We start from the raw sequence: 25,309 nt of genomic DNA, 5'->3' as shown, positions 1-25,309 counted from the left end.
TTCAAGTCCCGGTTATTTCGGATTAACAAGGAATGCCGCCCTTAATGCGGGAGCAAGAGGTCGCAGGCTCAAATCCTGTCGTCTCGACCATACTTAAATGACAGAACCCTTGATATATAAGTTTTTTTTGTTTGGCAATTTTTAAGGCTTCACTGATTCGATAAATATCTAATTTTGTTCCTTTAAATGGAATTTATATAAATTTTAAAACCAGGACAAATTAATTTCGATTTCAAATCGTGATCAGAAGGCTCGAATATGTCAAATCACACTCCATTTTCCATCAATAATATGCGTGCAAACGAAGAACTTAAAAAGGAAGTAAGTTTCACTGTTTAACTATAAATACATTTGTCATTAGGACCTCAACCATTTTGGTCTTTCCACTCCTTAAAATGAACAGTGAACAGAGGAGTATCTGTCCCCTGTTCACTGCCCGCGTTTATCTGTACTTCAAGCTTCAAGCTCTCTTATTCCGAGATCAAATCCATAACCCCCTGCCTCATGCTAAGCGGGGTATCTTGTGTCGGTTTGCCTAAGCGCACCAGGAACTGGATCGTTTCACCCGCCTTCGCATATTCTCTATGAACTTTGCTGTAAGCCTCATGCATTTCAGGATATTCCTCTAACACTTGGCTGATCGGCTGCATCACGAGTCCTTCCTCATGCGTGGTAAGCACGAGCCTGCTGTACAGCATCCCCGCCTTAACCTGGCTGGTCCGGCTGTTATCCTTGCTAAGGATCAAGGCATATGCCGGAGTATGGCCGGCTGCGGTTTGGGCCGCTTGGACGGCCAGTTTGGCCGCAGCCTCCTCATTGTTAAAGGATGGAATAATCGTAATTAATCCTTGCATCAGATGCTTTTTCCATCCCGTGGTTCCCTGGCCTTCGAAAGAAAATCCAAAACGGTATTTATTTTTCTGATACTCATTGGAACGGAAGATCCCGGCTGACTCGTCATTCATCCGCTGCAATCCGGTTTCGATGACCGTACCCTCCAAACCTAAGGCTCCAAAGTTCTCGATATCCGCTTTATCGTTCAGGATGGTTAGAATCAGGTCTTGCTCCGTGTCGGTTGCGCTCAGCTTCCGGATTTGAGCCGGCGTTACTTCATCCGGACGGTAAGCCATTCGGTTCGTATCCGGCAAGAACATGAATTCATAAAGCGGATTATTTTGCGGGATCGCCTTGGACAGCGTAATCTTCGCCACCGGCTTCCGTTCCATACTCTCGCTTAAATGCTGTTCATCGTACTCCCCATCCGGGAACAGCACGATCTTGACGGGATATCCCAACTGCTCGCCGGCTACCCGCATATATTCCAAAAAGGTGCCCTGTGAAACCAGCGTTTGCCGGGCTAAGGGGTCCGTTTCCAGCGCGAGCCGTTCGTTGTCGGTGTAAAGGTAGAACAGCTGCGGGTTCTGCCGGTCCAAACGGATCTTCCATGGCTGCAGGTTGTGGCTGTTCGCGGCCAATAATCCATGAGCGACGAGCTGCAATCGCGGGTCCTCGAACTGCTTGGCATAATCCCGCTTCCAGGGATCGAGATATTCGGCCTTCTTTTGCACGCCGCTGGCAGTGAACAAGGCCAAGACCAGCAGGGCGAGCACAACAACGGCAGACAGGATTACGATCCTCGTTATTTTGTAGCCCTTGCTCATGCCTCTCTCCCTTTATACCTCGATTTTTTTGAGCCCCGGCTTTTGGACTGCTTCCTTATACGGGTTAACAACTGTTTCCAGTATTTCTGTCTCTTGTTCGTATGAAACCTTGTAGGTCTCATTAGCGAACGGATAGGTCGGCAAGAGAACCTTTTTCTCATGAGGATCAAAGAGTCCTGACGGGTCAAAGGGAACTCCAAGGACATACAGCTTGGCCAAGCTTTGCAAAAGGTTCTCCGCAGCGTCCAAATCCAAGGCGAGGTTAACGGTCTGCAAGTTATCGCGATGACTAATCGGCAAGTTGACAAAATGGCTTCCGCAATAAAGCAGCGTTTCTCCCACACCCAAGGCATCCGTAAAATCTTGTTCGGCTAATTTATTCCGAGCAGCATTCTTAATGAAAGGCCACAGTTCGAGAGTGTGATGGCGGTCTATCACTCCTGAAGGTGTTACCACCGGGCATTTCAAAAATTCCTGGGCATCGTCTGTTGTCTCCATGGATTGCCCGCTTCCGTCCTGGATGAATAATGCGGCTTGCCGCAGCGGAATTTGGCCCGTGAGAACGAGCGCCGCGAGTATACCTGATCCCTCGGCAAAAATTCCGACAGGACGAATTCCTAATTCATGCAGCAGCTTGCCAGTCGCATATTGAACAGCAAAGCTTTCTAGCTCCGCCCCAGCATCCTTTATTTCTTGCTTCGCCGTAACATAGGCAGAGCCAAAGGCTGGGAACCGGGAGCTAAGCACTTCCAGTTCGCTGCCGCTCACGGCTGCTCTACCGTCCAGCATAAGATGGACCGCTGCCGTTCGGCTTGGATTGGAACGTCCTCTGCTAATTTCCGCAAAAGACTCGCCATTTTCAACCGCAGAAAGAACGCTCGTCAAATGCTCCCGGGATTTAATCACGGCCGCCGCTTTGATGGACATTTCTTTCTGTGAAAGATTCATTGTGCAGCATACTGAAGCTAGACTAACCTCCGCATGCTTCTCAAGATGCGCTCTGAGATTTCCGGCGACGGCCCGGATACCTTGTTCATTTCTGCCTGTAAGCATCAGCAGATGAGGCCCGTTGTCCGCCGAGGTAGGGAGAACATCCGAAGTCTGCGGCGCTTGCTCCAAAATAACATGGGCGTTGGTGCCGCCGAATCCGAAGGCATTGACGCTGGCCCTGAGCGGAGTGTTTCCTTCCGCCTTCCAGGGTCTTGGATATTTATCGACCACGTAGAATGGGGAGTGCGCAAAATCAATATTCGGATTCGGCTGCTCATAATTCAGCGTATGCGGCAGCGTTTGATGCTTCATCGCAAGAACCACCTTAATCAAACTCGTTACCCCGGCGGCGGAAAGCATGTGGCCTACCGAAGATTTGACCGAACCGATTCCGCAAAACTGCCTCTTGTCCGTAAAGGTGCCGAACGCCTGAGTCATTCCCTCAATTTCAATAGGGTCCCCCAGCGGCGTAGCCGTGCCGTGCGTTTCGACATAAGAAATCGTTTCGGGATGAATTCCCGTCCGCCGGAACGCTTCCCTGATTACCTCGGCCTGGCCTTGCGGCCTTGGCGCCGTAATTCCCTGGGAGCGGCCGTCGTTGTTAATGGCCGAGCCTTTGATGACCGCATGGATGTAATCGCCGTCTCTTAGCGCGGCTTCAAGCGGCTTAAGAAGTACGGCTCCAGCCCCTTCACCCAGCACCATTCCGTTAGCTCTCTGGTCAAATGGATAGCAGTCTCCTGTCGGCGACAACGCGGTCACCCGGCTGAGGGAGACAAACGGCGTCGGGCTTAAGTTCAGGTTCACGCCCCCCGCAATGGCCATTTCCGATTCCCCGGTGCGCAGGCTTTCGCAGGCCATGTGAATCGCTACCAGAGAAGAGGAGCAGGCGGAATTGACGATCAGACTGGGTCCTGTCAAATTCAAGCAGTGGCTTACCCGCGCCGCCACCTCATTCAGACCATTGCCGGCGACCGTATCGGCAACGAGGCGGGCCGGCTCCAGCACGCCGGAAATGCCGGCGAGAATTTCCCGCCGTTCTTCGGGATGCATCCGGTTGAAGGCGGGGCTGTTCACCAAACGGTCTTTAATCAGCATATAGGAACGGTAATTGGCGAAGTGCTCCATATAGGTGTTCTGCTCGCAGCCTGCGAACACGCCGATTTTACGGGTGCGGTATTTCCCTCCATATCCCGCTTGCTGCAAGGCCTCCCAGGCAATCTGCAGGAAGATCCTCTGCTGGGGATCGGTGGCCTCCGCTTCTTTCGGCGACATTCCAAAGAACAACGGATCAAAGTCGTACGGAGCGTCGATAAAACCTCCCCGGCTTGTATAGGTCGTATGAAGCATAGATGAATCGGTATTCACATGCTCATCTTTGGACCATCTTCCGGGATCGACGGGGCGAATGGCGCTTCGGCCATTATGCAGCAGCTCCCAATATTCTTCCGGATTGCCCGCTCCAGGTATGCGCAGACCGATCCCGATAATGGCGATATCTTGCAGTTTTTCATCCTTCCTGCTGTCCTCGGATTTCTTATTCTCTTCGTGAGCCGTTATTTCTTCGTGAGCCGTTATTTTCACTGGGCCCGCCGTCAGCACCTCTTCGATATGCGCGGACAGTTCTTCCGGTGTCTGGTATTCAAAAATAAGCGTCGGGTACAGTTCGGTATTAAACAGGCTGCCGAGCTTGGAAACAACCTGAACCGCCCCGAGCGAATCGAGTCCAAGTTCCATGAAATTCCTGCCCGTCTCCAGATGGCTGACAGGAATTTGCAGTTGCTCGGCAATCGTCCGATACACCATTTCCCGGATTTCTTTTGCCGAACGATAAACAAGCGAATGGGAACTGGAATCGGAGGCTGCGGGCTGCCGCTCTGCATTAAGCACGGTGGAGCGTTCCTTCTTCTCTTCACTTTTTATCCGGTCCAGTATATGAATGACATCAGGCCGGGCGGTTCCCAAGGCTCGCAGGAAAGCATCGGCGGCTTTCGAATGAACAAGCGGTTTCAGCCCTTGTGATCTAAGCGTCAGCTCAAGAATATCTCCAAACTCCGTTCCCGCCCCCGTATCCGACCAGAGCGAGAAGTTGACCGACAAGGAACGCCCCGGAGCTTGCTCCTTTGTCCGGTAAGAACTATAGCCATTTAAGAAAGCGTTGGCTGCGGCATAATCACCAAGACCCGAGGCCCATGCTTTACGGGTGGCCGAAACCGAAGACAAGGTCGCGAAGAATCGCAGCGGCTCCTTACGGGTTACGAGGTCCGTAATAATGGTACCTTTCCATTTTGGAGCCAGAACGCTGTCAATATCGCTTACACTCCGGCTTAACAGCTTATGAGGCGTATACTCCAGTTGTCCAGCGGCATGAACGACTCCGTGCAAAGCGCCATAGGAGGCGTGAATCTTACGCAGCAGCTCCTCCATTTGGGCCTGATCCGTAACATCTACGGCCGCATACATAACCTGAGCGCCCAGCTCTTCCAGTTTCGGCAGGAGGCGATGATCGGGCGGAAGCTGTCTTCTGCCGGTAAGAACGACATTGATCCGGGCTTGCCGCGCAAGCGCCAGAGCAATTTGGCCTCCCACGAGCCCAGTGCCTCCAGTGATCAGGTACGTTTCCCCATCGTGAAGTTCAATCCCTTTTCCGACGGCTGGCGCAGGCATTTTCTCCAAGGTGCGCACATAACGCACTCCGCCGCGTATGGCCGCGATCGACTCCTCATCGGCCTTCTGCTTCATGGCAGTCGTCAATGCTTTGACAAAATCCCGGTCTGACGAATATTCCTCCTTGTTCATATCGATTACCGAAACCTGAATTCCATCATTCTCCAGATCAATAACCTGGCACAGTGTAGCGACCGCCGCTTGATTTGGATTGCCTCCGCCTGCATCTGCCAGCAGATTGTAAGCTTTATTAGTAACGACTACAAGATGCACCTGGCTGAGCCCATGGCGGACTATTCCTTGTCCAAAGTGAAGCAGACTGTAGAAATTTTCATTTATGCTATTGTCATTCAACAGATTTTCAGTCTGAAGCTCATCCTGCAGATAATTGGATAAATGGATAACAACCGATAGCTTGCTTGGCAGCTGTTCCAATAAATCCGCATAATCCTCCGCATTACCCGACCGCAGGGTAAAGCTGCGCTTGCCATCGAAGTGAAACTTATCGCCGGAGGCAACATAGTAAACCGGGTTACGTTCAGCGTCCATTAGGCGCTCCAGTTCCCCGCCGATCTCCAGGTTGCCGTTCCATACGAGCACGGCCCCTTCATTTATCTTGGTGTTGCTCTCAAGGGCCGCAGGCTTCCACTGCCATTCATGGAACAAGCCGCTGCCACTTACGGCATAAGAAGCTTCCGAGCCTGCTCCAAAGTCCGGCTTGAATGTTTTATGCTCAAAAGGATAGACCGGGAGCTCCACTTTACGGTAGACATGATCGGGTTCCATCGCCGTCCAATTGATTTTGGCTCCAAGTGAAAATAATTGCCCGAGCGTACCGAGCCAGGTCTCCCAGTTTTCCTTCTTGCGGCTAAGGGTATGAAGTACCTGCGGTTTGCTTGCGTGCTGCAAGCCTCCGGCCATCCCGGCAAGGATAGCGTCCGGTCCGCATTCGACCAGAACCGTAACCTCCTGGTCAATCGCGTAAGTTATGCTTTGCTCAAACTTAACGGCATCCAGAATATGCTGCATCCAATACTGCGCCGTAGGCGGCTCCTGAATGACTTCGGCGCTCACATTGGAAATGACCGGAATTTGCGGAGCGTGGAACACCGTGGCTTCCAGCTCCTTCTTGAACGCTTCCAGCATCGGTTCCATCAGCGGCGTGTGAAAGGCTTGGGAAACGTTCAGTCTCTTGGCTCCGATTCCCTGCGTCTGCAGCGCGGACATAAATGCTTCCACCGCTTCCGCCGTTCCGGACACAACCTGATGCGTAACGTTGTATCCGGCGACCCACAAGGAACCTTCAAAGGACTGCAGCAAGGCATCAAGTTTGCTGGCTGAAGTAAATACCGCAGCCATAGCTCCCGCTGCTGGCAGCTCACTCATTAATTTGCCTCTTGCGGCTACCAATCTTGCCGCATCCGCAAGGCTGACGACGCCCGCGAGACAAGCGGCAGCCCATTCCCCGATGCTGTGGCCGAGCAGGTAAGCGGGCCGGATGCCCAAATCGAGCAGCAGTCTGCCAAAGGCATAGTCCATCGTAAAGACGGCCGGTTGAGTGATGTTCGTCTGTGCTAGAACTTGATTATCGGCCTCCGCGCCGTAGAGCAAGTCGGTCAGCTTCAATTGCAAATAGGGATAAAAGGCTTCCGAGCACTCGTCCACAATTTGACGAAAGACGGGAAGTTGATCATACAAAGCTCTGCCCATTCCCGCGTATTGCGAACCTTGTCCGGTAAACATGAGCGCAATCTTCGGCGAAATCAGAGCCGGGGCCTGCTCCGGCGAAGTGATCTTCAATTTGCCGATCAGGTCCTCGGCCGAATCCGCTACCGCATGGAAACGGTGCTGCAGCGCTGTACGCGTCACGTTCTCCGTATAGCAAATCTCCGCGAGCGAATACTCCCCGGATTGTTCCAGAAAGGCGGCAAGATCGGCCTTTTTTTGCTCTAGTGCGGAATGAGTATGAGCGGACAGACCGATGACATGCTGCGGCCGCTCCGGATACGCTTCCCTGCTTACCGTGTGTCCCTGCGGCGCCTCTTCAACGACCATATGGCTGTTGGTCCCGCCAAAGCCGAAGGAGTTAATGGCCGCTCGTCTGGCCGCTCCATCCGCCACTTTCCATTCGCTCGCTTCAGGAAGCAGATAGAAAGGGGTCTGCTCAAATTTCAGCATCGGATTCGGCTGAACGACATTCACCTGCGGCGGCATCGTTTTATTCCGCAGGGCCATGACGATCTTGATAAAGCTGGCGATTCCCGCCGCGCTGAGCAGATGCCCGATATTGGATTTTACCGAACCAATGGCAATCGATTGCGCGGCAAGCCCCCAGCGCTTAAAGGCTTTATCCAGCGCTCTGACTTCGCTCGGGTCGCCGATTTTCGTGCCCGTTCCATGGGCTTCCACATACTGAATGTCCGCCGGATTCAGCCCGTTGCGTACATAGAGGGACTCGATCAACTCTCTTTGCCCGTCAGGGTTAGGAGCCATTACACCGATGGAGTGGCCGTCGTTGTTGATTTCACTGGCCCTCAGAACCGCCAGGATGGAATCTCCATCTCTTTGCGCTTGTTCAAGGGGCTTGAGCATTACAAGCCCGCCCCCTTCTCCGGGCACGAAGCCGTCGGCGTCGGCATCAAAGACGCTGCTGCGGCCACTTGTAGATAAAGCGCCGGCATTGCTGAAATATTGATACGAGGTAGGCGTCAGCAGGAGCGAGATTCCCCCAGCTATCGCGGATTCGCACTCTCCTCTGCGAATGGAATCGGCGGCAAGGTGAAGGGTAACCAGCGACGACGAGCACGCCGTATCCACGGCCATGCTTGGCCCTTTGAAATTGAATTCCTGCGAGGTTCGCGCCGGAATCATATTGATAATATTATCGACCAGCAGATTGGAATGGTCGCCCGTAATTCCCAGCTTCCGTCTCCACTCCTCCATAATCTGCTCTTGCTGTTCACTGCTGAGCACGGTGAAGCTGTCAAAGCTCTGCAGCTTCATCCGGTTCAAGGTACTCAGATGGTATTCGAAATAGGAATTTCCTCCCGCACCAACAAATAATCCAACCTTTTTGCCGCTCATTTGCTGCCGGGAATATCCCGCCCGTTCGATCAGTTCGTAAGTCATTTCCAGGACCATCCGCTGCTGCGGGTCCATCACTGCCACTTCTTCTTCGGAGATGCCAAACAGGCCGGCGTCGAAGCCGTAGGGATTGTCAAGGAAGCCCCCTGTACGGCAGTAGGTCTTGCCAAATTCCGGATAAGGACTGTAATAGTCATCAATATTCCAATGGCTTCCAGGTACTTCGCCGATAGACTGCTCTCCCTGCACCAGGTTGTGCCAGAACTCCTCCGGACTTGAAGCCCCCGGGAAGCGGCAGGCCATCGCGATCACGGCAATATCTCCCCCGCCGGACTTCCCGCCATTTGAAGCGGACTGCTCTTTCCGGCCTTCGGACGGGCTGCCCTTTAAGTTAACCCAGTCGGCAAGGTACTTGTCCATTTCACGCACGGTACGGCATTTGATTAACAGATCATGCGTCAGCTCCATAGACAGCTCATCCTCAAGAGCTCCCAGAACCTGCATTGCTTTGAGCGAGGTGCCTCCCAAAGACAGGAAGGGCTCATCGTACGGTATAGCTTCAACCGGTCTATTAAGGACAGACGCCCATATCTTCCGAATGTTCTCCGCAAATGCTCCGGAAACGGCTTCGCTGACCGGTTTTCTCTCCGGTTCGAGCGGTTTGGCTTCAGCGGTAAAATAAGAGGCCGGATACGTCTTATCCTGAAATTCGCCCTTCTTGAATGATCCGACGAGATTGAAACGCTGCACTTTGCCGCTTGTTGTCTTGGGAATGGAGCGGATGAATGAGACGTAGTCGACAGGAATACCTATCGTCTCGTTGATATGGCGAAGGATTTTGGAATAGACCGGCTTTACGTCCTTCTCTTGCAGCCGCTGGGTAGAGAACAGCCCTACCTTTTCTTTTCCCTCTTCCTCATCATGCCAACCGCAAACGGCAATTTTCCCGGGTTCAATCCCATCCAGCTCTTCGATGACCGCTTCAATATCATGGGCAAAAAAGTTCTGTCCATTGACGAAGACAATGTCCTTGATCCGTCCGCTGACCGTTAAACGCCCGTTCAAAATAAAGCCGTTATCGCCGGTCTTTAACCAGCCGTCTTGAAAGGAATTGGCGGTCGCCTCAGGGTTGTTGATGTAACCGGAAGTGACATTCCGGCCGCGAATCTGAATTTCACCCACTGTTCCCTCCGGAACGACAACCCCCGTTTCATCCTCAACAACCCGGATTTCCATGCCAACCACAGGATAGCCCTCATCGGCCATTAAAGTTGCCCGCTTGTCGTCCTCATCAATAGCCTCGGCGCGCGATTCACCCGCCAGCAATTCGCGGTTCAGCGTGTGAACCAAAGGCTCTTCTCCTGGGACAGGAAAGCTTACGGCCAGGCAGGCCTCGGCCATTCCGTAGACCGGATACATCGCATTTTTATTGAATCCGCTTTTTGTGAATTTATCCATAAAACTCCACATCGTTTTGACGGAAATGGGTTCAGCGCCGTTATAGAGCAATCTTAGCGAGCTTAAATCCCAGGAGCCCAGCTGCTCCTCCTTCACCCTGCTGGAAACGAGACGAAGTCCGAAATTGGGGCAGCCGGTGAAGGTGATCCGGTGCTTGTCGATCATATCGAGCCACAGGGTCGGCCGCTTGACGAATTTCATTGGCGTCATATTGAATTGATTGATGCCGCAGACCAAGGTGGAGAGGTGAAAGCCGATCAGCCCCATATCGTGGTGGTATGGCATCCAGCCGAGGGAACGGTCCTTATCCGACATCTGGCTGCTGGATATAATGGCCTCAATGTTAATTAACAGGTTGTCATGGGTCAGGATCGTTCCCTTAGGTATATTCGTGCTGCCGGAGCTAAACTGGATAAACGCGGGAGAATGGGCGTCAGCCAGCATAAGAATTCCGTCCTGCTGCGCCTGATCCAGGCTTGAGGACTCGAGAATCTGCAATCCGCTGATCCCGAGGGTGGTCTCCATTTCTTCACGCGCCTCAAGAAGACTGCGGTCGGACAGAATCCGGGGACGCTCCAGAACCTCCCATATCGCCAGCAGCTTGCTAAGCGAGGTATTGATTACCTTGGAGGATGCCGGGTAGGATGCCGGAACAGGAATGATGCCGCCAAGAATACAAGCCCAGAAAGTCAGAATGAACTCTTTACTGTCTTCTAATAAGATGAGCGCATACTGGCCCGGCTTAAACCCTTGTTCCTGCAGCCCCCCAAGGCGGCGGGTTGCTCCGTCCAAGAGCGCCTGATACGAAAGGAAGAACTCCGAGTTATCATTTTGAAGAAAAGTGATGCCTCTCTCCGGGTTGCCCGTCACTTGAATGAGGGCATTTGCCAGATTTCCGAGCTTGGCGAACTTGCCGGTTGCGTTTTTTCCTTTGAGAATAGAAAGCTTCTCTTTACCCTTCCTTTTGACTCTGTTCACAACATTTCCTCCTTGGCTAATCGTACTTTTGAACCTTTTCTTGTCACAAACATATGGGTCAGAAATAAGCCAAACAGCAACAGACTTGCCGTAAAAATATGCCGATGCCCCCAAATGTCCATGACGACAGAGGAGAAGAATGGCCCCGCCGCCGAACCAAAGCCGTAGAAAGTGGTAAACCACGCATTTCCCGAGGACCTCTCGCTTTGCGGCAAATCTTGAACCGCAAGTGCCATCGAGAGAGGATACATCGGCCCGATCATCAACCCGGCGGCGAAGGAAAATAGCATTTTAAGAGATAAATCCGACACGGAAACTATGCCTATCACAGTCATAGTGGAAAGGAGTACACATAAAGCCAGGCACTTCCTCCGTCCCATCCGGTCGGCCAGATAGGTTAATGGAAGCAGGCCGATAATGCTGCCGACCACAAAGATACTTAAGGCATATCCTGTCTCGGAAACCGCGACATGCTCTCTTATTAAATAGAGGGGATACAAAGCAACGACAATCGTTTCACTGAACCCGTAAACAAAGGCGCCGAAGAGCGCCGGTTTGATTTTGGAAACGACCTTTTCCCTGGCGCGCCCGGGAATGACCAATACGCCGTGTAGCTTAAAATGAATGATTCCCGCGGCAAGTATCAGGCATAGACTGCTGAAAGCGAACGGCAGCCATACTGTATAGCTATACACCTGCGGCGCAAGCGCCGCACTGACAATTAGTCCCAGGGCATAGCATAAGCTATAAATGCCGTTGACCATCCCCAGGCTCTTCGTATCCGAAAGATTGTGCAGCGCCGTCTGCATCCCTACCATATTGCAGCTAATGCCAATCCCCATTAAAGACATCAGCCCCAGCCAGACCCCATTCAGGGTGAACAGCGGGAACAGGGCTCCGCACACGGCGGTGAGCAGCAAACCTGTCGTAATGACCTTTTTCACATTGCTTCCTCTCATCGTTCTGTCCACAAACACCGAACCAAGCGCCATAAAGAAAAAGTAGGAGGAAGAAATGACGCCAATCCAAATTTCATCAACATGGTTAGCGGTCATATGGGTGGTAGACAGCGGGGTAATGACACCCATAGAAGTCCCCACCAGCAGGGCAATGCTGTAAATGATCCCTTTGCCGCCGCCAAAGAGCTCATGAAGTTTGCCCGATTGTTGCTCCATTATCGCTTAGGCCCCTTTTACAATGATGGTTGCTTGCGCATAACAGCCTGCAGCATTTGCATCTGCTGTGCTCCGAACCAGTTCATATCCTGCTTGCCATAGATTTGCAGCGCTTCGCCGGTAATATAATCTGAAGCGGACGAAGCCAGGAAAACCGCCGTGTCGGCAACTCCGGACGGAGGGATGGCTCTTCCCCTGAACGCTGCGGGGGCCATATCGGTATCCACGAGCGCCGGGCAAAGCGCGTTCACCTGAATATTGCTGTTCTTCAGCTCTTCCGACAAAGACCGGGTCAACCCGAGAACACCATGCTTGGATGCCGCATAGGCGCTCATCATCGGATAACCGATAAATGAGGAATCTGAGCCGATATTGATGATCTTGCCCTGCTTCTGTCTGAGCAGATGCGGGATAACCGCATAGCAGAAGTGATACGTCCCCAGCAGATTCACTTGAATAATCTTGTTCCACATCTCGGGGCTCATATCGGCCGCCGCCGCCATTCCGGTGATTCCGGCGCTGTTGACCAGAATATCAATATGGCCGAAACGCTCCATGGCCTGATCTACGGCCTTATATACACTCGAAATATCGCTGACATCAGCCGATATCGCCAGAACCTGCGCACCTAACTTGCGGATCGCCTCGGCCGTTTCTTGGAGCTGAACAGCCGATCTGGATACGAGAACAATATCGGCTCCCTCCCGGGCCAGGGACTCCGCGATGCTCCGTCCAATACCCTTGCTGCCGCCGGTCACAATGGCCACTTTATTGGCCAGTTCTCCCTCTCTTGATCTAGGCTTAGGTGCCGGCGATTCGATCGACGAGAGCAGGTTCAGCATATTTTCGGTGTAATGCTTCGCCAGGCGATTGATCGTTGCTGCGGCATGAAGATTGGACGAATACTCAATTTCGGCAACCAGCTTGCCATCCTCGATGGAGAAAAAGAATTCAATGACGGATATTCTTTTTTGCTCCGGCAATGCGAACCGGCGATCCAGCCCTTCCTTCGAGAATTCAAAGCCCGGCAGCTTCGGCATATCCCGGTTTCCGAGATAATTGGCCCTGATCGGAGTCAGCTTGACGTCCGGGTACATGTAGATCGGCAAATTCTCGGAGACGAGATCATAGCTCACGCCGCCAAGCGGAACCTCCTCCAGACTTTGACGAATGCTGCGGACAAGTTCCTGCCAGCTGCTGTTCTCCTCCACATGAATGCCCATCGGGAAATTGACGGCAAAATTACCGGGCGTCTGCATAAAGCTCCGCTCGCTTCCCAGTTCTCTCCCATGCACCCGGTGACTGACAATAACCTTCGGGCGCTGAAAGAGGTTGCCCAGCATCCGGTAAAGCGGAGCCAGCAGAATTGGATATACATTGCTGCCAAAGTGCTTTTTGGCCTGGCCCAGTATCGTCGAAGTCTGTGCTTTGTCAAATTCGAAGCGGATAAGCCTTGCGGACTGCTCATCGTTCGGCCCCTTGATAAAATCGGCGGGGAGCTTGAACGCGGACTCCGGCGGAAACTGGGAAGACCAGTAATCCACATAACTTTTCCCATGAACTCGTTTTTGTTCCTGTACGGCCTGAATGAAATCGGCATATGCATTGGGCTTCGGAAGCTGCGCTTGCTGCCCTTCCGACCCGAGCCCGGCATAAATCTGCCAAAGTTCCCGGACCAACAGCTGATTGGTAATCACATCCGAGATCAGATGATGACCAACCGCCGCAATATCGTACGACGACTCTGAAATCTGAACGACGACAATTCTCCATAAAGGCCACCGGTCAACCTGCAATCCCTTGATCGCTTCGGTCAGAGTTGCTTCGATCGCTTCATTTCTTTGGGCTTCCTCCATGTGAGTGCCATCGTAGAAATCCACATTGCTGTCTAATTCTTCGGACAGGAAACGCTGCTCCCATCCAAAGTCCTTCTGCACCAGAACGCTTCTCAGCACATCATGACGCTGGTTCAGTAAAGCGGCGGCTTTCTTGAACCGCTGCAAATCCAGCGGCCGGTTGTATACAAACCGGGTAAAGCCCGCCCAGCAATACGGGGATTCAAAATAATTCATCAGCCAGCTTTGCGCTGGCGCCAGCGGGAGGGTGCCCTCCTCTTTGGCCTCTATGAGATGAGAATTCTCCAAAGGCTCCGCCGGAGTACCCGGTCCGCCGAATTGGTCGCGCAGCGCTTTGCGGTCCAGCTTGCCGTTCGGATTCTTCGGCAGCCGCGGCAGCCACTCCAAACGATGCGGAATCATGTAGTAGGGGAGCTTCCGGCCAATGAAATCCTTGATTTCTTTTTCCTCGGTCGTCTTGCCGGATAGGCAGGCCAGCAGCGTCTGCTGTCCGGGAACGGGTTCGACTACAATGACGGCTGCCTCGTCGATATTGGCATGCGCATCCAAGACGGCCTCAATCTCGCCCAATTCCACCCGGAAGCCGCGGAGCTTCACCTGATTGTCGATACGGCCATGGTATTCATAGCTGCCGTCCGCCCTTTTTACCGTTAAATCCCCCGTCCGGTAAATGAATTCCCCGGGAATTTCCGGGAACGGATTCGGGTGGAAGGCCGCACGGGTCTTCTCCGGATCATGCAAATATCCTTTTGCCAGCTGAATGCCGCCAATCCACAGCTCGCCCATTTCGCCCTCGGGCACTTCATGCATCTGCTCATCCAGATTTTTAATAAACACACCGTCGATGGGCTTTCCAATAGGAATGCTGTGCTCACCGTTCGCCCCCGGTCTTTCGGAAACGATGTGGTAAGTGACATCAATGGAAGCCTCGGTGGGACCATAGAGATTGGCGAGTCCGGTGGACTTCCCGTACCGGTCCATCCACTTTTGCACAGGAGAGAGCGGAAGACCTTCACCGCTGAAAATGAGCCAGCGCAGCTCAGGAAACGCATATTCCTCATCCTCAAGCGAATTTACAAATTCACCGAATAATGAAGGTACAAAATGCATGACATTGATGCGGGTATCGATCATCCACTTGGCTAAGCTCCATGGATTCTTGACTACCTCCTTCTTTGCAGGACATACGGTCCCGCCATACATTAACGGCCACAACAGCTCCCAGACCGAAATATCGAAGCAGCAGGACGTCTTTTGCGCTACCCGTTCACCGGGCTGGATTCGGAAGGTTTCCTGATGCCATTCCAGCCGGTTCATATAGCCCCGGTGATTCAGCACGACTCCCTTCGGATTTCCGGTTGATCCCGACGTATACAGAACGACCATGACGTCATGCGGGGAGCTGACAACTTCAAGGTCGCGCTCGGAGTAGTTCCTCCACTGCGCCGATTCAGGCTGGACTTGACGTTCATGCTTGCCTGCAGCTTCATCCAGATAAATCAATGTCCGGACAGACGGGCTTTCCTGAGCGATGTGGTCGGCCTGCTCTTTGAGCAGCTGTTCCGTCAACAGGAACTGAAGCTGGGCGTGCCGGGTAATATACTTGATCCGTTCAGGCGGATACACTGGATCAAGAGGAACATAAGCGGCTCCGGCCTTCAGAATTCCTAAAATTCCGACCAGCATTAGATGACCGGGAAGGGTCATAATTCCGACCAGCGACTGCGACTTCACTCCCTGTGAGCGAAGATAGTGGGCCAATCGATTGGATAATTCATCCAGTTCGCGGTAAGTGACGCTTCGTGCACCGTCTAGAACAGCGATCGCATCCGGCGTAAGCTTGGATTGTTCGGAGATTTTCAGATAAGGGACCTCCGCTGCCGCTGATTTGCTATCCGCAGACGAGCCTGTGCTTACGCCTGTCAGTTTGGAAACCATTTCATTCAGCGTCCGGCATTCGAACAAAGCTCCCTTATCGATCTTCCCGAATACGCCGCCCAACCGCGCGATGAGCCGGATACGCTGCAGGGAATCCAGACCGAGTTCGGCTTCCAGATCCCGGGACATGTCTTCGGCCCCAAGCTTCCTTGCGCTGATTTCTTCGGCGATAGCCCGCAGCTTCTCTTCCGTTTCTCCAACTTTGCCAGCAGTATTGACTTTCGGCGCCACAGAGAGAGTCTCGGCGGTCTTCACTTCAAAAGCGGCGAGCCGGTTAATATTTTCGATGAATCTTCCCATATGCTTGTCGATGTAGCCATCGTCAAAAAAGGTGCTGTCATAGTTCGATGTGAGCATCAGTCTGCCTTGAAAGATTTCAACCAAATTGTCTATCGTTCCGGGGTTGGTTCCCGTATAAGCTTCATAATCATAGACTTCGTACTGTCCGTATCTCTTGTCAATGGATGTATTTCCTACGAAGGAGAGGTAAAGGTTTGATTTCAACGTTGAGCGGATCATGGAAGCTGCCGCTTCCGGCATGCTGCCATTGTGCAGGCGGATCGAGTCTTTAGAGAAGTGTGCGGCTCTGGAGGTCTGCGCCCGGTCCATTCCTGAAGATAACTTGCTGTTGATGACTTCTTTGGTTCTGCCGATCAGTGATTCCCAGCCTTCCCCGGCATCGTCGCAAGTAAAGGTGAGGGCCAGATTCTGCGCAAACGCGCCGAGTACGTCCGTTGCATCTTGATTGGGGTACAGCTTGCCGCTTGTCGGCAGATTGAGAATAATTTTATTCTGCTCTTCCCCCTGCTGTTTGATCGTCTTTAAATACGCGCTCACCAGAAGAACAAACAAGGAAGTTCGCCATGCTTTGGTGCGCTGGATGAGGAGAGTCGTTGTCTGCTCATCCAGCCAATATTTCCGGCTATGGATTACAGGCTCTTGCGTGCGTACAGGTGCGGATGCGCCTAAGGATTTATAGGGGTTGAAAAAATAGGTTCCCCTTCCCTGCTGCCGTACGTAGTCGTCCAGGACTTGAGTTTCCTCCGGAGACTCCCACTGATTTAGCTTCATAACGATATCGTTATATTCTTTGGCAAGCAGGGCAGGCCCTAATTGGGCCGTTCTCTTTTGCGATCTCGCGCCATAAATCTCCAGCAATTCCTTCACGATCTGCTGATTGCCCAGACCGTCCGAGATGAGATGGTTGATGTCCAGAATGAGCTCGTATTCATCATCGGCGGTACGTACTACAGAGAAGGTGTGCAGCGGCCACTTTGTAATATCAAATTTACGATTCAGCGCGTCTTCAAATTTTCGGGAGATCACCTGCTGCTGTGCCTGCTGGTCCAGATGCCGGATATCCTCTACGGAAATTTCCGGTGGGACGGCATCCTTGAGCAATTTCAGGCGGTAGCCCTTCAGACTGCTTGCATCCGGATCCATGGCAAACACGCCGCGGAGGATAGGATGGCGGTAAATAAGCTCTCCCCAGGACTCCCTCAGATTCCCCAGATTCAGTTCACCCTTGACCTTTACTCCCGTGCTGATGGAGAGGTTGGCTACGGACAAATAGGTAACCAGAAATAGATACTGGGTATGTAAAATTTCAAGTAATTCCGGATCATTTTCAGAAAATTCCACCAAAACAGGAGCGTCGGCGTTCAGGCTCGGCTGGGGAGCAATGCCGGTATTCTTCCGCCAATCGGCAAACAACTCTACAATATCTTCGACGGTCTGCAGGGTCAGCAGCGAAGCGAAGGAATATTTGCTTGTAAAATCGTCTACCTGGTCCGCAGGAATAAGTCTCATCAAAGCGTTCATGAGCGAAATCATTTTGATCGAATCCAGTCCCAGATCACTTTCCAAGTCCATATCCATTTGAAGATCCTCCGGGTTATGGCCGGTGATTTCAGAGATCAGTTGGCCGATATCCGTTCTCAATTGTTCGCGTGTTTCTACGGCTATGGATGGGGTACTGGCAGTAACTGCGATTTCCGGATAATCCACAACCTGTCTTCGTGCGGCTTCCCACTCCTCAAAAAGCCCCACCAATTCGCGGACAGTGTGCATAACGAGCAATGACCCTACAGGGTGGGCAGCATTAAACTCATCCAGTTCTTCTTCAGGGATGAGTTTCATCATTTCATTCATGAGCGAAATCATCTTAATGGAATCCAGACCCAAATCATCTTCCAGAAACATGTCAAGATCAATGTCTTCAATTCTGTGACCCGTCACACTGGAAACCGTTTGAAAAATCTTTTCTTTTGTACTGCCGCTTTCATCTGTAAGACCAACGTACATTTTGCTCATTAGCTATCCTCCCCAAATCGTGAAATTCGCTTTGACCAACATCAAATAACCCCATACACTATCCATTTTCATGAAGATCAGGATATAGATGAGAACCCTACTAATTTTTATTGATGTCATACTATCTATATACTTTTTATTGGGATTTCGTGTCAATGACTATCTTCCTAATATTTGAATTTTTATAAAATTTAATAGTCAATTAACATAATCATGCACCAAATTTATAGATTGAGTTTAAAAACGGGGGGGATTGAGGCAATACCGGGGGCAAACGATTCGGCCAGCGACCGGAAAAGCCCGAAAAAATGGGAATTGACCTCTAGTTAATTATTATATATATTTGTAATAATATGGAGGATGACACGCTGGGGTACATCTTTGACTCCTTTAATAACAATGTTAGAAGCAGCGAATCTCAATAAGTGGAATATCGATCCACTGCTTGATACTTACATTCCGCATGAATTAGATACTTTTTCTAGTTATGAAGATACCGGAAATCGTGTGTATTATATCAAATTGCTTCACCAGCTATCCATTTACCACATGAATCAGCAGCGGTTTCCCGATGCTATAAATTATATGCTTGATTATCTAACAATAGCAGTTAAAATGAATGTATTCAGGGAAATTATTACAACTATTGCAATGTATGAGACTATACGTGCATTTGCAACTCTGGAACAACAAGGCGTGTATGATAATATTTTAAAAGGAGTGCTTTCCGATGAAAAAAATATTAACAGCAACGTTAATCGTAACATTTCTTAGTATCGTAGTTACTTTTTCCACAACAACTGTATCGGCTGACACCGCCATTGCATTTAATCACGGAGTCAATGGCTAAAAAACATCCTCTACAAAAAAGAACCGTCCGCATCGGTCGAACTGGGTGGTTCTTAGCAAAAAAAAGAAGGCGGGAACGCATCCCGCCTTTCTTGTTACTGAACCGCTTCTTTAATCGGCTCTACTGCCTGGTTAACCAGCGGGTTCCGGCTGATCAGATTGCCCGCCTGATTGCCTACAACCCGGCCCACCCGGTCGCCCAGTACGCCGCCAAGCACCGCCCCAACAACGGTACCCACACCGGGCAGCACCGTACTACCGAGCACCGCTCCATACTCCACTCCGGCCATTACTCCGACCGCTCCGGTCACATTTTCCACCGTGTGCGCCGTATACTCCTTCTTGCCCAGCTGCCCTTGCTGCAAGCTCTTGGTGTCCTGAAGCTGCGACATGCCTCCGGCAAGAAGGCCTGCCCATAGCGATCCGCCTTGGAACATAGGAAAGCCCTCCATTCATCTAAATAACCGCATCTAGCGGTCTCATTAGATTGTGCCCAAAACACTTATTAGTTATCAGCTGGATTCTTGGAAATTGTCTCCTCATTTCGAGTGGTTAGCGACTGAAGCCTGCTTTGCGTCGCGGAACCCGCATCCTTCGCCATCTCGGTTAAATCAAGCACGGTCTCCGTTCCCTTGACCGCCCATCTCCTTACGGTTTTTCGAGCTTCCGGCGATAATGCCAACCATAATGCCGCAGCGCCCAATATTAAACCCACACGTGATTTTATCATGAGAACCCTCCAAAAAAGGATTAACTTATGTTAAGCAAATAAGATTATCCCTCAAAGCACGGAGTTTTATGCGTGAAGCTCCTTTAATTCGGTGCATAACCTAGTTTAAATTGCAAATACTACTTTTTGCGATAAAAATCCCCCTAAAAGGAGCAGTTTCATGTCGATTACCGCTCATAGCAGCAGGGTTATCCGCTTTTTGCCGGGGCGTATTCGCCTGGAATTTGCGGGTCTGCTGCACAGTAAGCCAACAGAACTGGCTTTGCGTCAGGACCTGGCGCTCCTGGCAGGTGTCACTAAAGCCGAAGCATCCGCGATAACCGGCCGAATTCTCGTTGTATATGACGAACGGCAAATTTCCGGACGCCAGCTGCTGCGTCAACTGGAGCTGCTGGAGAGCAAGTATGGTGGCCATGATAAAAAGGAAGCTAACCTCCAATCCTGCCAGGGTGTGCCTGATAATGCAGCTGCCGAGTGTGAGCCATACGCCGAAACAGCCGCCTCTTTGGAAACGCGACGGCTGCCGCAGCAGTCTTCTGTGGATGCGAATTCCTTTCAGAATTCAAAGGCTGTGCCCCAACCGCCAGGAACAAAACTGGCTCCGGTCTATCCGCGATCCGCTTCGCCGCCAGGCATCCCCCTTCCGCTCGCGATAGCGATGGGCGGACTCCTGGCGCTTGGAACCAAGCAGTTGATATTCGGCAAGTCTGCATTGGCCGCCAGTCCGGTTCCCTTCTACATGTCCGGGCTGGTCGCTGCCGTTACCGGGTACCCATATCTGCGGAGGGGCTTTAATCGTCTCGCCAAGCAAGGCAAGCTCAGTCCCGACCTGATTCTCGGCATCGCTTCGTTAGGACTAGCGCTCGTCCGGGAAAATCTCATCGTGCTGGGTGCATCAAGCATTCTTCAGTATGTTAATTGGCGGCGCAGCAGAATCGGGCTGGCCGATACGGATGCCCATCCGCTGTCTCCCGAAATTCAAGCCTACAGCGAGCGTGCCGGACGCTTGGGGTTAGCCGCCGCAGCGGGCACCTGGCTCTTTACCCGCAGTCCTTTGCGGGCCATTGCAGTGCTGCTCGCCGCTAATCCAAGGCCGGCGACGATTCCGGTGAAGACGGCCTGGCAGCAGGCGGAGCTTTACTCCAAAGAAGCTCATTTGGGTCTTCCCCAAGGAGAATCGATTGCGCATTTGGCCCAAACCGGCACGCTGCTGCTGGAAGACACCTCTCTGCTTATGCAGACGAATATTCAGGAGACGGAATGTGTGTCACATGAGGAAGACCCGGATAAGATCATTTGTCTGACAGCAGGGTTGATGAAAAAAACCGCGCATCCATGGAAAGAGGAAGTGCTTGAGAAGGCAAAGCTAACATGCCGTACGATACGCTCGGCTTTTCACGTCGCCGAAGAGGAAGACGGAATTAGCGGCCTGATCAGCAATACGTCTTATGCCATCGGCAATCTTGGCTTTTGCAAGCGGCACGGAGTTGCCTTCGAGCAGTATTATCTGGAGGCTAAACGGATCGAAAACAAAGGCTGCGAGGTGCTGTTCCTGGCAAAGCAAATCGGCGGGAATTGGATAAGCCAAGGACTGATCTATCGCGGTCAGCAGCTTATGCCTGGGCGGAAGACGCTGCTCTCGCGGGCGCGGCAGCAGGGCATTCAGACCGCCGTACTGGAGGATAGCTCCGGCATTGGCCGGGATGCCCTAGACCAACTCGGCGTGCAAACGGATTGGCTGGACACTCCGATCAGTGAGGCGGTGGAGCGCATCGCCAAGCTTCATGAACAAGGAGCCCGCGTGCTCCTTGTGAGCGAGTCTTCCGGCGAGTACAGCCGTTATTTAATGGAAGCAGGCGTCCCCGGCGTCGCGTTCGATCAGCTTGAGCGGGTACTAGACGCCAAACAATCCGCTCACAAGCTGGAGAATACGATAAATGAGCACTTCCAAATTACGAAGAAATGGAATATATTCGGAGCTCTGCTGGCCGCCTTTGGCGTACTGAGCGCCCCAATTGCAAATCTGGCTAACGACGCCCTGTCGCTGATTTTTGTTTCCCGTACGCAAAAGCTGGCTCAGCAAGCATTTCCCGCTAACGCAGGCAGTGCCGCCCATGCCCATAACGAGGTGGCAGCGACAGCAGAAGCCGCCATATGGCATGGTATGCCTTGGGAGTCTGTCACGCAGCAGCTTCAGGTTAACGCGCAGCGCGGCTTGACGGCGGCTCAAGTGAACGAATCGCGCGGCCGGCATGGAATGAATCGGCTGGCCGAAAAGGAGCATACCCCCTGGATTGTCTCGTATGCTAGCCAGTTCAAAGAGTTTACGACGCTGATTTTGCTGGGCACTTCAGTGCTCGCCTTGTTTACGGGCGGTCTATTCGACGGCCTCGCTATGGGCGCCGTGCTGCTCGCCAATGCGGCGATCGGCACGTTTCAGGAGCGAAAAGCCGAGCGGATCGTGGAAAGCTTGAATCAGTTTCAGCCTCCGGCCAGCAAGGTCATCCGTGATGGTGCGGAACAAAACATAAGCGCCATCGACCTGGTACCGGGCGACATCGTCTGCCTCGAGCCGGGGGACCGGGTGCCTGCCGATATTCGCCTGATTCGCGCATGGAACCTCGAAGTGAACGAATCGGCGTTAACCGGCGAATCGGTCCCTGTCGTGAAGCGGGAGACCGAGGCCGAAGGAGACTGCCCGCTGTCCGAGCGCAGCTGTATGCTGTATATGGGGACGGATATCTCCCGGGGCAAAGCCTTGGGTGTCGTCGTCCAAACCGGCATGAACACGGAATTCGGCCACCTGATGTCGCTGCTTAAAACCAATGAGAAAACAACAACGCCGCTTCAGGAAAAGGTTACGTCCATTAGTAAAAAATTTATCAAATGGGCGTTTATCGCCGGAAGTATCGTATTTGTATCCGGGCTTCTGCGCGGCGTTCCGCTTCCTCAGTTGGTGAGCACCTCGATCACGCTCGTTGCCTCTGCCATTCCCGAGGGGCTTCCGGTTACCATCACGATCGCGCTGAGTGCGGGCATTTTCCGTATGGCCAAGAAAAATGCGCTCGTCCGCAAGCTGTCGGCACTTGAGACACTGGGCCATGCGACGATCATCTGTACGGACAAAACCGGCACACTGACGAAAAATGAAATGACAGTCAAGCAAGTCTCCGCCATCGGCCATACCTGGGAGGTATCCGGGAGCGGATATGACCCGGCGGGCGGTTTCCTAGAAAAGAGCCGGGCTGACAATGGCTCCGGCCTGCCCGATTCCACGGCGAATGAAAGCTCCGCCGCGCAGCCGGAACTGCAGCGAATCCTGCAGATCGCTTGCTTGTGCAATAACAGCAAATTGTTCAAGCAAGGAGACGCCTGGTCGATGCAAGGAGATCCGACCGAGGGCGCGCTGCTGGCAATGGCCTATAAAGGCGGGGTCAAGCCGGAGCAGCTGACCCACTGGCATCGCGGCGGGGAGGTTCCTTTTGACTCCGGCACGGGAAAAATGAGCGTGGTATGCAAGGACACTACGTCCGGGCAGACCTGTTATATTTTCTCCAAGGGCTCCGTAGAATCGATTCTCCGCCACTGCAGCAAGTACCAGCAGAACGGCGAAGTCTATCCGATCACGGAGCAGCTTCGAGCGGATATCCTGAAGGAAAGCGAACGGCTCGCTTCCAGCGCTCTGCGTGTGCTCGGCTTCGCCTACCGTACGCTGGAAGCCGATGAGCATGACCAGCAGGCAGACCTCGACGAGCGGGATATGATCTACGTCGGCATGGCCGGCATGATCGACCCGCCGAAGGATGATGTGCAAAAAAGCATCGAAGAAGCGCTCTCCCTCGGCGTGAAGCCTATCATGATTACCGGGGATCATCCGATCACGGCAATCGCTATCGCCGAGCAAATCGGCATTATAGGCGGCAGCCAGCCGGGTCAAGTCCTCACCGGTCACGAACTTGACCGTATGAGCGACGAGGAGCTTGAGCAGTCTGTCGACCGGGTGTCCATCTTTGCCCGTATGACGCCGGAGCATAAGCTGCGCATCGTCAGCATGCTCCGCAAAAAAGGGCATATCGTCGCCATGACCGGGGATGGCGTGAATGACAGTCCGGCGATCAAGCGGGCTGACGTCGGGATTGCGATGGGCCAGGCAGGCACAGAGGTCAGCAAAGCGACCGCCGATATCGTATTGAAAGAAGACCACTTCGGCTCCATCGTAGAGGGGGTCAAGGAAGGCCGTACAATTATCGGCAATATCCGTAAGGCGCTTGGGTGTCTGCTCACCGGCAATCTCGCGGAAATTCTCGTAACTAGCGTTGCAGTTATCGCAGGTATGCCGATTCCGCTCGTTCCCATTCAAATACTGCTAATGAACATGCTGACGGACGCGCTGCCGGCCATGGTTCTGGCTGTCAACCCAGGCAGTAAAGCGAAGCGGACGAAACGGGCGAACATTGTGGACAAACCGCTGTACCGCAAGGTCATTACGCGCGGAGTACTGCTTGGCGCGGGATCGCTCGGCCTGTTTGGTCTGGCTCTGGCCGCCGGGCAGCCCGTGGCTGTGGCGCAAAGCGTCGCTTTCGCGACGCTGGTGGCAGGCCAACTGATCCAAACGTTCTCTTGGCGCCAGGAAGACAGCGAGCAAACGGTGGGCGATTGGAGTAAAGACCGCTTCCTGGTCGGCGCATTGAGCATCTCTTGGCTCGCCCTGCTGGGCGCGCTGTATGTGCCTCCGCTCAACCAGTTTTTCCATACCGCGCCAATTCCCCTGCATCTCTGGGGGCCTATTCTGCTCGTCGCAGGTTCGATTTCCTGGATCTCGAAGCCGATCCTGTCCTTGCTCGAAAGTAAGGATCAGACGACGGGCACGGCGGCCCCCTCCTATTCCGCAGCCTAGCTGCGGGATAGGCTTTTTCTATCAACTTAAGGAGGTTACCTGAACATGCTGGAAAAAAACACAGACCGATTTATCGTGGGCACCGCGCTCGCCTTTGCAGCCTCCACCCTTTGGCCGATTGTGAAAAATACCTTGAAGCCGCTCGCAGAAACTGGGACGCAGGGTGCCGCAGGTTTGACGGGCCGTATTCAATACGCCCTGCAGATCGCCCGTGACGAAATGGAAGACATTGTCGCCGAAGCGCAATTTGAACGGATGAGAAAGCGGCTGGATCAGGAGATTTCCGAGGAATCCTCTTCTGCCGAAGAGACGGGAGGCACACTGCATGCAGAATGAAGTCATTGATCAGCATCTTCAGGAGGCGCTGACACATTTGGAGGAAGCCATCAATCAAAGCATACATAGCGTGATGGATAATCAAGCCTCCAGTAAGGAGATCGGCGGCAAGTGGGAGCAATTTTTAGGGCAGTTCTACGGTATGGTTAAGGATAAGGGGAAAAAATCACGGATCAACCTGCTCAGCTGGATCTCATTTGCCAAAATCCGCTGACATGCTGACGTGTGGCTGAATCAGGACAACAGTACACCTAAGAATTCCCCGGCAGCAGGCCCATCGGCCTGCTGCTTCAATTTTCATTACTCCCACGAAAGAGAGACCCCTTTTTAACGGCAGTTTTTCTTACAATCCAAAGAGCCGTTCACCCTTCGTTGAA

Annotated in this window: 10 protein-coding genes; 4 read left to right on the top strand and 6 right to left on the bottom strand. The window is 52.6% G+C overall.

The window, feature by feature from the left end; genetic code table 11:
* Positions 1 to 470 precede the first annotated feature (470 nt).
* Genes VK70_RS04635 through VK70_RS04620 form a run of 4 tightly spaced genes read right to left on the bottom strand, consistent with a single transcriptional unit; the run spans position 471 to position 18,120 of the window.
* Positions 471 to 1,661, bottom strand: a complete 1,191-nt coding sequence (locus VK70_RS04635) for an Acg family FMN-binding oxidoreductase (RefSeq protein WP_025698015.1) — start codon at positions 1,659 to 1,661, stop codon at positions 471 to 473.
* A 12-nt stretch (positions 1,662 to 1,673) separates the two neighbouring features.
* Positions 1,674 to 10,838, bottom strand: a complete 9,165-nt coding sequence (locus VK70_RS04630; protein ID WP_036641850.1) for a type I polyketide synthase — start codon at positions 10,836 to 10,838, stop codon at positions 1,674 to 1,676.
* Positions 10,835 to 12,013 carry an MFS transporter gene (locus tag VK70_RS04625; protein WP_025698011.1) on the bottom strand — a complete coding sequence of 393 codons (1,179 nt, stop codon included), beginning with the start codon at positions 12,011 to 12,013 and terminating at the stop codon, positions 10,835 to 10,837. Before VK70_RS04625 ends, VK70_RS04630 begins: the two co-directional genes overlap by 4 nt.
* A 17-nt stretch (positions 12,014 to 12,030) precedes the next feature.
* Complete coding sequence (locus VK70_RS04620; protein WP_233277769.1) at positions 12,031 to 18,120, bottom strand: non-ribosomal peptide synthetase; 6,090 nt, start codon at positions 18,118 to 18,120, stop codon at positions 12,031 to 12,033.
* A 360-nt stretch (positions 18,121 to 18,480) separates the two neighbouring features.
* On the opposite strand from VK70_RS04620, the gene VK70_RS04615 reads away from it, so the two are divergent.
* The gene (locus tag VK70_RS04615; protein ID WP_025697127.1) at positions 18,481 to 18,894 is read left to right on the top strand and encodes a hypothetical protein; all 414 of its coding nucleotides are present in this window, start codon (positions 18,481 to 18,483) and stop codon (positions 18,892 to 18,894) included.
* A gap of 170 nt (positions 18,895 to 19,064) precedes the next feature.
* Here VK70_RS04615 and VK70_RS04610 read toward each other — a convergent pair whose 3' ends face one another.
* Both VK70_RS04610 and VK70_RS04605 read right to left on the bottom strand, forming a co-directional pair.
* The gene (locus VK70_RS04610) at positions 19,065 to 19,406 is read right to left on the bottom strand and encodes a glycine zipper domain-containing protein (RefSeq protein WP_025697129.1); all 342 of its coding nucleotides are present in this window, start codon (positions 19,404 to 19,406) and stop codon (positions 19,065 to 19,067) included.
* A 68-nt stretch (positions 19,407 to 19,474) separates the two neighbouring features.
* On the bottom strand, positions 19,475 to 19,699 hold the full coding sequence (locus VK70_RS04605) for a hypothetical protein (RefSeq protein ID WP_025697131.1): 225 nt from the start codon (positions 19,697 to 19,699) through the stop codon (positions 19,475 to 19,477).
* Positions 19,700 to 19,859: 160 nt separating this feature from the next.
* Between VK70_RS04605 and VK70_RS04600 the strand changes: the two genes are divergently transcribed.
* Genes VK70_RS04600 through VK70_RS04590 form a run of 3 tightly spaced genes read left to right on the top strand, consistent with a single transcriptional unit; the run spans position 19,860 to position 25,146 of the window.
* Entirely contained in the window at positions 19,860 to 24,596 is a 4,737-nt protein-coding gene (locus tag VK70_RS04600; RefSeq protein WP_025697133.1) for an HAD-IC family P-type ATPase, read from the top strand.
* A 45-nt stretch (positions 24,597 to 24,641) separates the two neighbouring features.
* Complete coding sequence (locus VK70_RS04595) at positions 24,642 to 24,932, top strand: hypothetical protein (RefSeq protein ID WP_025697135.1); 291 nt, start codon at positions 24,642 to 24,644, stop codon at positions 24,930 to 24,932.
* A complete protein-coding gene (locus tag VK70_RS04590) occupies positions 24,922 to 25,146 on the top strand; it encodes a hypothetical protein (protein ID WP_025697137.1) in 225 nt (74 codons plus the stop codon). Before VK70_RS04595 ends, VK70_RS04590 begins: the two co-directional genes overlap by 11 nt.
* Positions 25,147 to 25,309 lie beyond the last annotated feature (163 nt).

Source organism: Paenibacillus durus ATCC 35681 (assembly GCF_000993825.1).
GTDB lineage: Bacteria > Bacillota > Bacilli > Paenibacillales > Paenibacillaceae > Paenibacillus_AQ > Paenibacillus_AQ durus_B.
Note: the sequence above shows the minus strand (reverse complement) of the source record. Positions and strands in the feature narration are given on the sequence as shown.